Source organism: Bacillus sp. MT94 (assembly GCF_058792475.1).
This window is the reverse complement of the sequence record NZ_JBXAEZ010000004.1, coordinates 579,687-593,062: the sequence shown is the minus strand read 5'-3', so window position 1 is coordinate 593,062 and position 13,376 is coordinate 579,687. Positions and strand designations below refer to the sequence as shown.

Annotated in this window: 11 protein-coding genes and 1 rRNA gene; 5 read left to right on the top strand and 7 right to left on the bottom strand. The window is 35.7% G+C overall.

Features of this window, described 5'->3' with window-relative positions; genetic code table 11:
* The 7 genes from AC1Q51_RS18115 to dnaA all read right to left on the bottom strand — a co-directional run.
* Window positions 1-269 (bottom strand): 16S ribosomal RNA (locus tag AC1Q51_RS18115); the annotation flags it as partial.
* A 241-nt stretch (window positions 270-510) separates the two neighbouring features.
* Entirely contained in the window at window positions 511-2,985 is a 2,475-nt protein-coding gene (gene gyrA, locus AC1Q51_RS18110) for a DNA gyrase subunit A (RefSeq protein ID WP_098394651.1), read from the bottom strand.
* 88 nt (window positions 2,986-3,073) lie between these two features.
* Window positions 3,074-4,996 carry a DNA topoisomerase (ATP-hydrolyzing) subunit B gene (gene gyrB, locus AC1Q51_RS18105; protein ID WP_000435980.1) on the bottom strand — a complete coding sequence of 641 codons (1,923 nt, stop codon included), beginning with the start codon at window positions 4,994-4,996 and terminating at the stop codon, window positions 3,074-3,076.
* Between the two features lie 39 nt (window positions 4,997-5,035).
* Entirely contained in the window at window positions 5,036-6,163 is a 1,128-nt protein-coding gene (recF, locus tag AC1Q51_RS18100) for a DNA replication/repair protein RecF (protein ID WP_000470755.1), read from the bottom strand.
* A 12-nt stretch (window positions 6,164-6,175) separates the two neighbouring features.
* Window positions 6,176-6,388 (bottom strand): S4 domain-containing protein YaaA, encoded by a 213-nt coding sequence (gene yaaA / locus AC1Q51_RS18095; protein ID WP_000680510.1) that lies wholly within the window; start codon window positions 6,386-6,388, stop codon window positions 6,176-6,178.
* Between the two features lie 127 nt (window positions 6,389-6,515).
* Window positions 6,516-7,661, bottom strand: a complete 1,146-nt coding sequence (dnaN, locus tag AC1Q51_RS18090; RefSeq protein ID WP_001212886.1) for a DNA polymerase III subunit beta — start codon at window positions 7,659-7,661, stop codon at window positions 6,516-6,518.
* Window positions 7,662-7,839: 178 nt separating this feature from the next.
* A complete protein-coding gene (gene dnaA / locus AC1Q51_RS18085; protein ID WP_000428028.1) occupies window positions 7,840-9,180 on the bottom strand; it encodes a chromosomal replication initiator protein DnaA in 1,341 nt (446 codons plus the stop codon).
* A gap of 564 nt (window positions 9,181-9,744) precedes the next feature.
* Here dnaA and rpmH point away from each other — a divergent pair.
* The 5 genes from rpmH to mnmE all read left to right on the top strand — a co-directional run bounded on the left by rpmH (window position 9,745) and on the right by mnmE (window position 13,340).
* The gene (gene rpmH / locus AC1Q51_RS18080; RefSeq protein ID WP_000831901.1) at window positions 9,745-9,879 is read left to right on the top strand and encodes a 50S ribosomal protein L34; all 135 of its coding nucleotides are present in this window, start codon (window positions 9,745-9,747) and stop codon (window positions 9,877-9,879) included.
* Window positions 9,880-9,955: 76 nt separating this feature from the next.
* Window positions 9,956-10,303, top strand: a complete 348-nt coding sequence (gene rnpA / locus AC1Q51_RS18075; RefSeq protein ID WP_000726621.1) for a ribonuclease P protein component — start codon at window positions 9,956-9,958, stop codon at window positions 10,301-10,303.
* Window positions 10,304-10,355: 52 nt separating this feature from the next.
* Window positions 10,356-11,123, top strand: a complete 768-nt coding sequence (gene spoIIIJ, locus AC1Q51_RS18070) for a YidC family membrane integrase SpoIIIJ (RefSeq protein WP_000727740.1) — start codon at window positions 10,356-10,358, stop codon at window positions 11,121-11,123.
* The gene (jag, locus tag AC1Q51_RS18065) at window positions 11,120-11,737 is read left to right on the top strand and encodes an RNA-binding cell elongation regulator Jag/EloR (protein ID WP_000022795.1); all 618 of its coding nucleotides are present in this window, start codon (window positions 11,120-11,122) and stop codon (window positions 11,735-11,737) included. Before spoIIIJ ends, jag begins: the two co-directional genes overlap by 4 nt.
* Before the next feature lie 226 nt (window positions 11,738-11,963).
* Window positions 11,964-13,340, top strand: a complete 1,377-nt coding sequence (gene mnmE, locus AC1Q51_RS18060; protein ID WP_110497548.1) for a tRNA uridine-5-carboxymethylaminomethyl(34) synthesis GTPase MnmE — start codon at window positions 11,964-11,966, stop codon at window positions 13,338-13,340.
* The last annotated feature ends 36 nt before the right edge of the window (window positions 13,341-13,376 follow it).

The window sequence follows — 13,376 nt, the reverse complement described above, 5'->3', positions numbered from 1 at the left end:
ACCTCACCAACTAGCTAATGCGACGCGGGTCCATCCATAAGTGACAGCCGAAGCCGCCTTTCAATTTCGAACCATGCAGTTCAAAATGTTATCCGGTATTAGCCCCGGTTTCCCGGAGTTATCCCAGTCTTATGGGCAGGTTACCCACGTGTTACTCACCCGTCCGCCGCTAACTTCTTGAGAGCAAGCTCTCAATCCATTCGCTCGACTTGCATGTATTAGGCACGCCGCCAGCGTTCATCCTGAGCCAGGATCAAACTCTCCAATAAAGTTAGTTTGTCTAGCATCTAAAAATAAAAATTGACGTTTCACGTTGTTTGTTTCGTTCAGTTTTCAAAGTTCAACATCGCGTTTCAGCGACTTTTATAATATATCATAGTATATTATTTTCGTCAACAAGTTTTTCAAGATAATTTGTATCTCTCATTTGCTGACTCTGCCTATTATATAGACTTTTCTATTACTATGCAAGTATTATTATAAAAAAATAAGAGGGGGAAAATCCCCCTCTTATTCTTCAGAAGAAACCTCTTCATTAGATTCTTCTTCTTCTTCATCTTTCTGTGCTTTTGCTACTGTCGCTACCTCTTGCTCATCCTCTAAACGAATTAGACGAACACCTTGTGTATTACGTCCCATTTGAGAGATTTGATCAACTGGCATACGAATAATAACGCCTGCGGCTGTAATTAGCATGATGTCTTCTTCACCTGTTACAGACTTAACCGCTACTAACTTACCGTTTTTATCTGTAATGTTACAAGTCTTAAGACCTTTACCACCACGGCTTTGTAGTCGATACTCTTCAACTGGAGTACGCTTACCATACCCGTTTTTCGTTACAATTAAAACATTCGTATCTTCTTCAACAATTTCCATACCTACTACTTGGTCCTCTTCGCCTAATGTAATAGCTTTTACACCAGCTGCATTACGGCCCATAGAACGTACATCTTGTTCATTGAAGCGAATTAACATACCGTTGCTTGTCCCTACGATAATATCTTTATCGCCAGATGTTAAACGTACAGAAATCACTTCATCTTCTTCACGAAGCGAAATTGCAATTAAACCGTTTGTACGTATATTTGCAAATGATGAAAGTGGCGTTCTCTTAGAAATACCTTGTTTCGTTGTAAAGAATAAGAACTGGTCGTCACCAAATTCACGAATTGGAATAATGGCATTGATCCACTCACCCTTATCTACCCCTAATAGGTTAATAATTGGTAGCCCTTTTGCAGTACGACTATACTCTGGGATTTCATATCCTTTCGTACGGTATACTTTACCCTTGTTTGTAAAGAATAAAATATGATCATGAGTAGACGTTGTTAATAAGTGTTCAACAAAGTCATCATCATTCGTACCCATTCCTTGTACACCACGTCCCCCACGGTTCTGTGTTTTGTACGTAGAAGCTGGTAACCTCTTAATATAACCGTTATGAGTTAACGTAATCGCAATGTTTTGCTCAGGAATTAAATCTTCATCTTCAATAAATTCCATACCGCCAATTGTAATTTCTGTTCGTCTCTTATCATTGAAACGCTCTTTTACTTCTGTTAATTCTTCACGAATAATCTCAAGAACTTTCTCTTCATCTGCTAAAATCGCTTTTAATTCAGCAATTAATTTCATTAAGTCTTGATATTCTTGCTCGATTTTTTCACGTTCTAATCCAGTTAAGCGTTGCAGACGCATATCTAAAATCGCTTGCGCTTGTTTCTCACTTAAACCGAAACGTTCCATTAAGCCTTGCTTTGCAATATCAGCCGTTTTTGAACTGCGAATTAACGTAATAACTTCATCAAGATGATCTAAAGCAATTCGTAATCCTTCTAAAATATGGGCACGTGCCTCTGCTTTTTCTAATTCATAAGCAGTACGTCTACGGATTACTACCTTCTGGTGTTCCAAATAATGATATAAGTTTTGTTTTAAGTTTAGTACTTGAGGCTCTCCATTTACAAGAGACAACATATTAATACCGAAACTTGTTTGAAGTGCTGTATGTTTATATAGATTGTTTAATAGTACGTTTGCATTAGCGTCACGACGTACTTCCATGACAATACGCATACCATTTCGGTCTGATTCATCACGTAAATCTGTAATACCTTCAATTTTCTTATCGCGAACTAATTCTGCGATTTTTTCAATTAATCGTGCCTTATTAACTTGATAAGGTAGTTCCGTTACGATAATAGATTGTTTACCATTTGATTTCTCTTCAATTTCAACTTTGGCACGAAGCATAATAGAACCTCGTCCTGTTTCATAAGCTCTACGGATGCCACTTCGCCCTAAGATTAAACCTGATGTCGGGAAGTCTGGTCCAGGAATATATTCCATTAATTCCGCGATAGTGATATCTGGATTATGGCTTAATGCCAACACACCATCAATTACTTCGCCAAGTTGATGCGGCGGAATATTTGTTGCCATACCAACTGCAATACCTGTCGTACCGTTTACTAATAAATTAGGGAAACGCGCTGGTAATACAATCGGCTCTCTTTCCGAACCATCGTAGTTATCTTGGTAATCAATTGTATTTTTTGAAATATCACGTATTAATTCCATAGAAATCTTAGACATTCTTGCCTCTGTATAACGCATTGCCGCTGCTGAATCTCCATCTACAGAACCGAAGTTACCATGCCCATCTACAAGCATATAACGTTGACTGAAATCTTGCGCCATACGTACCATTGTTTCATAAACGGCTGAATCTCCATGAGGGTGATACTTACCGATTACTTCACCGACAATACGTGCTGATTTCTTATACGCTTTATCAGCTGTAATTCCTAAATCATTCATCGCATATAAAACCCTACGATGCACAGGTTTTAATCCATCACGAACATCTGGTAATGCACGAGATACGATAACACTCATTGCGTAATCTAAAAATGAGGTACGCATTTCATGACTAATATTAATTTCTCGAATTCGTGCTTGTTGTTGATTGTCTGACATCAACGAGCACCTCCTCTTACATTTCCGTTACACATACATTGATTTATATGTAGAAGACAGGAATACTTAGATTCCTGTCATTACTCATTTAAATATCAAGGTTTTTCACGTATTTTGCATTCTCTTGGATAAAGTTACGACGCGGTTCCACTTTATCACCCATTAAAATTTCAAATGTTTCATCTGCTTCTATTGCATCTTGAAGGGAAACTTGAAGTAACGAACGTACTTCTGGATCCATTGTCGTCTCCCATAGCTGAGTTGGATTCATCTCTCCAAGACCTTTATAACGTTGAATTCCTGGTTTCGGCTGGGCTGGTAACTCAGCTAATATTTTTTCAAGTTCTTTATCATTATAAGCATATTGAATTTTTTTACCTTGTTGCACTTTAAACAAAGGTGGCTGTGCGATATATATATATCCACACTCAATTATTTGACGCATATAACGATAGAAGAACGTTAATAATAGGGTACGAATATGCGCACCATCAACATCAGCATCGGTCATAATAATAACTTTGTGATAGCGTGCTTTTTCGATATCGAAGTCCCCACCAATATTTGTACCAATCGCCGTAATAATTGTACGAACTTCATCATTTGATAAAATCTTATCTAAGCGTGCCTTTTCAACATTAATAATTTTACCCTTCAGCGGTAAAATTGCTTGAAAATGACGATCGCGTCCTTGTTTTGCAGATCCACCCGCAGAGTCACCCTCTACGATATAAATTTCACTAATTGCTGGATCTTTAGAAGAACAATCTGCCAATTTCCCTGGTAAACTTGAAACTTCTAAAGCACTCTTTCGGCGAGTTAGCTCACGAGCCTTTTTAGCTGCTACACGCGCACGTGCTGCCATCGTCCCTTTATCTACAACCTTACGTGCAACATTGGGATTTTCCAGTAAGAATTTTTCAAAAGCCTCAGAGAATACTGACTCCGTAATCGTTCTCGCTTCACTATTTCCAAGTTTCGTCTTCGTTTGCCCTTCAAATTGTGGATTTGGATGTTTAATTGACACGATTGCTGTTAAACCTTCACGAACATCTTCACCAGTCAAATTACTATCCGCATCTTTTAAAATGTTATTTTTACGACCATAATCGTTAATCACACGTGTTAAGGCAGTTTTAAATCCTACCTCATGTGTACCACCTTCATACGTATGAATATTATTTGTAAATGAGTAAATATGATTTGTATATCCTTCGTTATATTGAAGCGCAACTTCAACTTGAATACCATCTTTTGAACCTTCTACATATACAGGCTCTTCATGAATTGGTTGTTTTGAACGATTTAAATGTTCAACATATGATTTAATTCCACCTTCATAGTGGAACTCTTTCTTTTGCTTATGTTCACGTTTATCTTCAATTGTTAATTTAATATTACGATTTAAAAACGCCAACTCACGCATACGAGTCGCTAGCGTATCGAATTCATATTCTGTCGTCTCTTTAAAAATTTCTGGATCCGGTTTAAAGCGAGTTATTGTTCCAGTCTTATCTGTATCACCGATGACTTTTAAATCTGCAACCGGAATACCTCTTTCGTATTTTTGGTAATGGATTTTGCCATCACGATGTACAAATACTTCTAATTCTGTTGATAAGGCATTTACAACAGATGCACCAACACCGTGCAAACCACCAGAAACTTTATAACCGCCACCGCCAAATTTACCACCAGCGTGGAGGACAGTCATAATAACCTCTACTGCAGGACGTCCCATTTTTTCTTGTATACCAACTGGAATACCACGTCCATTATCCGTTACAAGAATACTATTATCTTCTTCGATACTAACGTTAATTTCATCGCAATATCCTGCTAACGCTTCATCGATACTATTATCGACAATCTCCCATACAAGGTGGTGAAGTCCCTTCCCACTCGTAGATCCAATATACATACCCGGACGTTTCCGAACTGCCTCTAGTCCTTCAAGTACCTGTATCTGACTTTCATCATATGCATTTTCTTGCATTTGTTTTTGTTCCATTGACACAAAGATCACCTACTTTTCCATTTAAACAGGGGTTTATGCCCTATCTATTTCACAATCTACCGTGCCGTTCGTTACATGAATTGTTTTCGCATCTTTTAATGTTTCGTGTTCAATTCCGTCGACACTCGTCGTTGTAACAAATGTTTGCACCTTTCCTTGAATTGTATTTAACAGATGTGATTGACGATAATCGTCTAATTCTGATAAAACATCATCCAGTAAAAGGATTGGATATTCTTTAACCTCTGAATAAATTAATTCAATTTCAGCTAATTTTAGGGATAGTGCGGTCGTTCGTTGTTGTCCTTGCGAACCAAAGACTTGAACATTTTTACTATTAACGAAGAATTGTAAATCATCACGATGAGGACCAATTAAAGTCGTACCACGGAAAATTTCACGTTGTTTCACAGATTGAAAACTTTCATAGTATACTTCTTTTATTTTCGACAAATCCATTGATTCTGATACATCTACACTTGGTTTATAGACAATTTCTAACTCTTCTAATCCACGGCTTATACCGCGATGAATTGGAGCTGCCCATTCCTGTAGCAAATGCAAAAATTCAAAACGTTTTTGCAGTATTTTTGCACCATGCTCAATTAGTTGAAGGGTAAATACATCCAACATCGTTTCCTCATTCTTACTATTCCCTTGCATTTTTTTCAACAAGTGATTTCGTTGCGTGAGCACCTTTTGATATTGACTTAATTCATACAAATATACAGGAGCTATTTGTCCTAATTCCATATCTAAAAAGCGTCTTCTTACTTGAGGGCTTCCTTTTACAAGATTTAAATCTTCTGGGGCAAACATGACAACGTTCATCACGCCAATATATTGACTTAACTTTTGTTGTTCAAGTTGATTTAATTTTGCCTTTTTACCTTTTTTCGAAATATTTAATTCCAAAGACAAAGAACTGTTTCTTTTTTGTAATTTCCCTTTTATTTGACCAAACTCTTCATCCCAGCGGATAAGTTCGCGATCATTAGAGGTTCTATGAGATTTCGCCATCGCTAAAACATAAATAGCTTCCATCAAGTTTGTTTTCCCTTGTGCATTTTCGCCGATAATTACATTTACCTTATCTTCAAAGGAAAGCTCTAATTTTTCATAATTGCGATAGTTTTTTAATTGTATTTCTGAAATAAACAAAGGGCTCCCCCTTTATGCCTGAACTTGGAAAGTTCCGCTTCCTGGAATTTCAATAACATCATTCGCATATAGTTTGCGACCTCTTCTATTTTCAAGTTCGTTGTTCACGTACACTTCATATTCTTGTAAAAACCATTTTACAGCGCCACCTGTATCAATTACATCAGCTAACTTTAAAAATTGTCCTAGTGTAATATACTCTGTTGAAATTTTAATATGTTTCATAAAATCGCTCACTTTCTGAAAGTGTTCATTCTTTCATTGTACTAAATAAACTAACATTAGGAAAGTAATACCCAAAAATCAAATAAGGGCCACTAGCATCTTTAAACTAGCAACCCTTATTCCTTACCTAGTAAGTACGAACTGGTAAAATTAATTGAATAATTGAATCATCATTTACTGTACGAATTAAGAACGGTCTCATCGCCCCAGTAAAACTAACTTTAATCTCTGTACTATCCAAGGCTTTCAATGCATCCATCATATATTTTGCACTAAAAGATATTTTTAACTCTTCTCCATCCACTTTTTCACATTGTACTTCTTCGACAACTTTTCCGATTTCTGGTGAATTCGAAGAAATCTCTAGCATTTCTTGCTCTAAAGTTGATAATTTGACAACGTTATTGCGGCCATCTCTCGCTAATAGTGAAGCACGATCAATTGCTTGTAGGAATTCTTTTGTATTCACAAAAATATCCGTTTTACTCTCTGCTGGAATTAAACGTGTTGTATCTGGATAATTTCCTTCTAACAATCTTGAGAAGAATAATAAATGTTTTGTACGGAATAATACTTGATACTCCGTAATAACGATATCCACCATTTCTTCAGACTCATCTAGAATCTTACTTAATTCATTTAAGCTCTTACCTGGGATAACAACATTAGCTTGAAATTCATCTGCAATATTATGTCCTTCGATTTTCGCTTTTCGAAGTGCTAGTCTATGACTATCTGTTGCAATACAAGTTAACTCGCTGTTATATACCTTCCAGTTTACACCTGTCAAGATTGGTCTTGTTTCAGAAGTAGAAACTGCAAATACAGTTTGTCTGATCATATGCTTAAGTAAATCTGTTGGTATCTTAAATACATGATGTTCTTCAATCTGTGGTAATAACGGATATTCTGCAGAATCCAAACCATTTAAGTTAAATTCTGATTTTCCAGATTTTATTTTTGTCATAAAATGATTTTCCACAGAAATTTCGACAGTATCTTTAGGTAGTTTTTTTACAATCTCACTAAAATATTTTGCTTGTAAAACAATGCTTCCTGATTGAGCTATTTCTACGATTTCTTTTCCATTTTCTTCGACTGGAATAAACGATTCAATAGAAATATCAGCATCGCTTCCTGTTAATGTAACCCCTTCTTCAGTAGCTACAACTTTAATTCCCGTAAGGATAGGGATTGTTGTACGAGAAGAAACTGCCTTCATTACATCTTGTACACCTCTTACAAGATAGTCTTTTTGTATTGTAAAACGCATAAAGAAAAACCTCCGGTAAGTATAAGATTTTATTTAATTAATAAAGATAAAAAATAGTAGTAATAGTAATAGGGCTTGTGGATATGTGGATAACCCCTTTGAAGGATGTAAAAACAGTCTATCTACATGTGGATAGACTGTGCGTAAAACAAGGTAAGTTATTCACACTATTCAGCTACTACTTTAAAATACCATTAATTTCTTCAACTTGCTTTTGTAATTGCGTATCGGTTTTTAGTAGTTTAGAAATTTTTTCATGGGCATGGATAACTGTTGTATGATCACGTCCACCAAATTCTTCACCTATTTTTGGTAAAGAGGAATCCGTAAGTTCGCGTGATAAATACATTGCAATTTGGCGAGGAAACGCAACTGATTTTGTGCGTTTTTTCGCTTTAAAATCTTCTAATTTTACTTGATAAACGTCTCCGACAGCTTTTTGAATATCATAAATAGAGATAATTTTCGGCTTAGAATTTGGAATAATATCTTTAAGTGCTTCAGCTGCTAAATCAGCATTAATATCTTTATTAATTAAAGATGAATAAGCTACAACTCGGATAAGTGCACCTTCTAATTCACGAATATTTGAATCAATTTGATTTGCGATATAAAGCATAACTTCATTTGGTATATCAAGCCCTTCAGCTTTTGCCTTTTTGCGTAAAATTGCAATTCGTGTCTCTAAATCTGGCGGCGTAATATCTGTAATAAGTCCCCATTCAAAGCGAGAACGAAGACGATCTTCTAAAGTTGGAATTTCTTTTGGTGGTCGATCACTAGAAATTACAATTTGTTTACTTTCTTCGTGTAATGCATTAAATGTATGGAAAAACTCTTCTTGAGTTTGTTCTTTTCCAGCAAGAAATTGAATATCATCTATCAATAAAACATCTACGTTGCGATATTTATTACGAAAATCAACAGCTTTATTATCACGAATAGAGTTAATAAATTCATTCGTGAATTTTTCTGATGATAAATATACAACTTTTGCATTTGGATTATGTTCAATTACATAATGACCAATTGCGTGCATTAAATGCGTCTTTCCAAGCCCAACTCCCCCGTAAATAAAGAGTGGATTATACGCTTTAGCTGGCGCCTCGGCTACAGCTAATGAAGCTGCATGGGCAAAACGGTTACCAGAGCCGATAACAAATGTATCAAATGTATATTTTGGATTTAACATGCTCTGTGGTAAATGAGCTGAATCATCTTGTGCTGGATTCCGCTTAACTGGAGGAAGATCAATGTCCTCTTCCGATTGACTTTGGGGAATAATAAAGCGAATTGCTAATTTTGCCCCTGTTAAATCGTATAGTGTTTCCGAAATTAGTTCTGAGTAATGAGATTCTAGCCAGTCACGAGCAAATTCATTTGGAGCTGTAATCGTTAATACGTCTTTCTTCAAGTTATGAGCCGTTGTTGATTTTAACCATGTTTCATAACTAGGCTTGCTTACCTTTTTTTCTAATTCTTTTAAGGCACTATTCCATAAATCAGAGATATTTTCCAAAGGTGTCCCTCCTTTACTAAGATGGTAAAAGAATAAGGTTGCGCAACAAATGTACAACCTAATAAATATAAAATGTATATTTATACGAAACGTATTTTAAAACCTAAAAACGTCGTTTGTATATGAGATAGGGTTTTCGACAAAAAAAGCAAATGTGGACAACTATTTACCCACATGTGATTAAAACTGTCCACATGTTATACACAAATTGTGGATAAGATAAAGGCGTGGAAAACTTATTCAAAGTGAAAACACAACTATAATATCAAAAAAAAGTGGCTATAGCAATGAATTTAAGAAAGTTATCCACAAAATCAATACCTTGTGGAATAAACTTGTCCACAACACGATATACTGTGTAAAAGTGGGAAAAAAGTTTGTGGATATAAAAAACGTGAAAAAACATTTATCCACAAGGAAATATAGATGCTGTGAAAAAGTATGTGAATAGGTTCAAAATGAATATTTGATGAAAATTTCTAGAACCATTGACATTTTCCTAGTTAATTAACTATAATTTATAGGACTGTCTTTAACAGATATTCCTCAGGGAGGTGTCATATAATGAAAAGAACTTACCAACCAAATAAACGTAAGCGCAGCAAAGTACATGGTTTCCGCAGCCGTATGAGCACAGCGAACGGACGTAAAGTGCTAGCAGCTCGTCGTCGTAAAGGAAGAAAAGTATTATCTGCGTAGACCACTGATCGTTCAGTGGTCTTTTTTTCTAATAATAGTGAATTTCCGCTGATGAAATACAGGAGTGTCAATTGATATGAAGAAAAAACATCGTATAAAGAAGAATGATGAATTCCAGGCGGTTTTTCAAAAAGGAAAATCAAATGCGAATCGTCAGTTTGTTGTATACCAATTAGATAAAGAAGAACAGCCAAACTTTCGCATCGGCCTTTCTGTTAGCAAGAAAATAGGAAATGCAGTAGTTCGTAATCGAATTAAGCGCATGGTCCGTCAGGCTATTACAGAGTTAAAAGATGAGATAGATTCTGGAAAAGATTTTGTTATAATAGCAAGGAAGCCTTGTGCAGAGATGACATATGAAGAAGTAAAGAAAAGCTTAATTCATGTCTTTAAACGCTCTGGTATGAAAAGAATAAAAAAGTAGCGTAAGGAAATGAATTACACTATATACATACCGATACAAGGAGGAGTAGGCTTTGAAAAAGAAATTAGGTTTACTAGCCATGGTCGTTGCATTAATGGCGATTGCCACCGGTTGTAGTGAAACGGGTCAGCCGATTACATCGAAAAGTACTGGGATTTGGAATGAATATTTCGTATATCCACTTTCTCAGTTAATCACGTATTTTGCCGACTTATTTAACAGTAATTACGGTTTAGCAATTGTTATTACAACTCTTATCATTCGTTTTGCATTATTACCATTAATGATTAAACAAACGAAGAGTACAAAGGCAATGCAAGCGTTACAACCAGAAATGGTGAAGTTAAAAGAGAAATATAGTTCTAAAGATCAAGCAACGCAGCAAAAACTACAACAAGAAATGATGCAGTTATATCAAAAGAATGGTGTAAATCCATTGGCAGGATGTTTACCGATATTTGTTCAGATGCCTATTTTATTCGCGTTTTATCATGCGATTATGAGAACAACAGCAATTAGTGAACATACATTTTTATGGTTTGATTTAGGACAGGCAGATCCGTTCTATATCTTACCAGTTGTTGCGGCAATTACGACATTTATTCAGCAAAAGCTTGCAATGGCAGGAACAGCTGGTCAAAATCCGCAAATGGCAATGATGCTTTGGCTTATGCCGATTATGATTTTAATCTTTGCAATTAACTTCCCAGCTGCATTATCACTTTACTGGGTTGTTGGTAATATCTTTGGTATTGCTCAAATGTACTTTATCAAAGGGCCAGAGATTAAGGCTAACAAAGCTGGAGGCTCAAGCAAGTGAGTATAATTACTGCTAAAGGACAAACAGTCGAGCTGGCAGTAGAGGATGCTTTAAGGCAATTAAACACATCAAAAGATCGAGTAGATATAAATATTGTCGATGAGGGTAAAAGAGGGTTCTTAGGTTTATTTGGGAATCGTCCTGCAGTAGTAGAAGTTGTATTGAAGAAAGATCCAATTCAGGAATGTGAAGAATATTTAAGAAATGTTATTCACAATATGGGTGTGGAAGTTGAAATTAGTAAAATTGTAAAAGGACGCGAGATTGAATTTACAATTTCTGGTGATGATGTAGGAGTTTTAATTGGAAAAAGAGGTAATACATTGAACTCTTTACAGTATTTAACAAAACTTGTCGCAAATCGTAACACGAAGCAGTATATCGGTATTACACTAGATGCTGAAAATTATCGTAGTAAAAGAAAAAGTACGTTAGAATCACTTTCTTATCGATTAGCGAAACAAGTATCTAATACGAAAAAAAGAGTTATTTTAGAACCGATGCCATCTTTTGAACGAAAAATTATTCATCAGGCATTATCAAATCATCAAGGTATCAAAACAACTTCTGAAGGAAATGAACCACATCGGCATGTTGTAATATCTCCTAAATGACCGGTTGCTCAAATGAGTGCCGGTTTTTTTGAGCGAAAAATAGATGTGGATAACTAAAAAACACTAAACTTATCCACTGTGAATAAGTTTAGTGTTTTTTACATGGGGATATAATAAAATGAGTTATTCTTCTTTTGTAGATAGGTTCGTTATGGTATCCTAATAATTTAGTGAAAGAAATAATCATGTTGAAATAGAGATAAATAAGCAAGTGAGGTGAAAGGACATGGAATTTGATACAATTGCTGCGATTTCCACAGCGCTTGGAGAGGGTGCAATTGCCATTGTTCGAGTAAGTGGGGATGATGCGGTTGAGAAAGTTGACCGTATTTTTAAAGGGAAGGATTTAACAGAGGTTTCTTCTCATACTATTCATTATGGTCATATCGTTGATTTAGATACAAATCAAGTTATTGAAGAAGTTATGGTGTCTATTATGCGCGCACCGAGGACTTTTACACGTGAAAATATAGTGGAAATTAACTGTCATGGCGGACTTGTTTCAGTAAATAAAGTATTGCAACTTATTCTAGCGCAAGGAGTACGATTGGCAGAACCGGGCGAATTTACAAAACGTGCTTTTTTAAATGGACGTATCGATTTATCACAAGCAGAAGCTGTTATGGATTTGATTCGAGCAAAAACAGATCGTGCGATGAATGTAGCAATTAATCAAATGGAAGGGCGATTATCTAAATTAATTGGTCGCTTACGTCAAGAAATATTAGAAACATTAGCTCATGTTGAGGTAAATATAGATTATCCAGAATACGATGATGTAGAAGAGATGACACATAATATTTTAATTGAGAAAGCAACGCATGTTCGTTCGGAAATCGAAAAAATATTAGAAACATCAAAACAAGGGAAAATCTTACGTGAAGGTATTGCTACAGCAATTATCGGTAGGCCTAATGTTGGAAAATCATCGTTATTAAATAGCCTTGTTCAGGAGAAAAAAGCAATTGTAACTGATATTGCAGGAACAACTCGTGATGTTATTGAAGAGTACGTTAATGTGCGTGGCGTACCTCTTAAACTTATAGATACAGCCGGTATTCGTGAGACAGAAGATGTTGTTGAACGAATTGGTGTGGAGCGTTCAAAAGAAATGATGAGCCAAGCAGATTTAGTATTAGTTGTTGTCAACTATAGCGAGGCTTTAACAAATGAGGATGAAGATCTATTCCATGCGGTACAAGGAAAAGACTTTATTGTTATTGTGAATAAAACTGATTTACCGCAATCGATTGATATGGAACGTGTTACAGAGTTAGCCGAGGGAAATCGTGTTATTACAACATCCTTAATTGAGGAACAAGGAATAGATGAACTCGAAAAGGCAATAGCTGATTTATTCTTTGAAGGAACAATCGATTCTACAGATATGACATATGTTTCTAATGCGAGACATATTGGATTATTAACACAAGCGGGACAAACAATCGGTGATGCAATTGAGGCAATAGAAAATGGTGTACCAATTGATATGGTGCAAATTGATTTAACAAGAACGTGGGAAATACTTGGTGAAATTACTGGTGACACAGTCCATGAAAGCCTAATTGACCAGTTGTTCTCTCAATTTTGTTTAGGAAAATAATATAGTGATGTTTTAGAAAGATAGAGATTATTAGGA

Coding starts and splice junctions, on each gene's coding strand:
- gyrA (WP_098394651.1), bottom strand. CDS start 2,985: ATGTCAGACAATCAACAACAAGCACGAATTCGAGAAATTAATATTAGT.
- gyrB (WP_000435980.1), bottom strand. CDS start 4,996: ATGGAACAAAAACAAATGCAAGAAAATGCATATGATGAAAGTCAGATA.
- yaaA (WP_000680510.1), bottom strand. CDS start 6,388: ATGAAACATATTAAAATTTCAACAGAGTATATTACACTAGGACAATTT.
- dnaN (WP_001212886.1), bottom strand. CDS start 7,661: ATGCGTTTTACAATACAAAAAGACTATCTTGTAAGAGGTGTACAAGAT.
- rpmH (WP_000831901.1), top strand. CDS start 9,745: ATGAAAAGAACTTACCAACCAAATAAACGTAAGCGCAGCAAAGTACAT.
- rnpA (WP_000726621.1), top strand. CDS start 9,956: ATGAAGAAAAAACATCGTATAAAGAAGAATGATGAATTCCAGGCGGTT.
- mnmE (WP_110497548.1), top strand. CDS start 11,964: ATGGAATTTGATACAATTGCTGCGATTTCCACAGCGCTTGGAGAGGGT.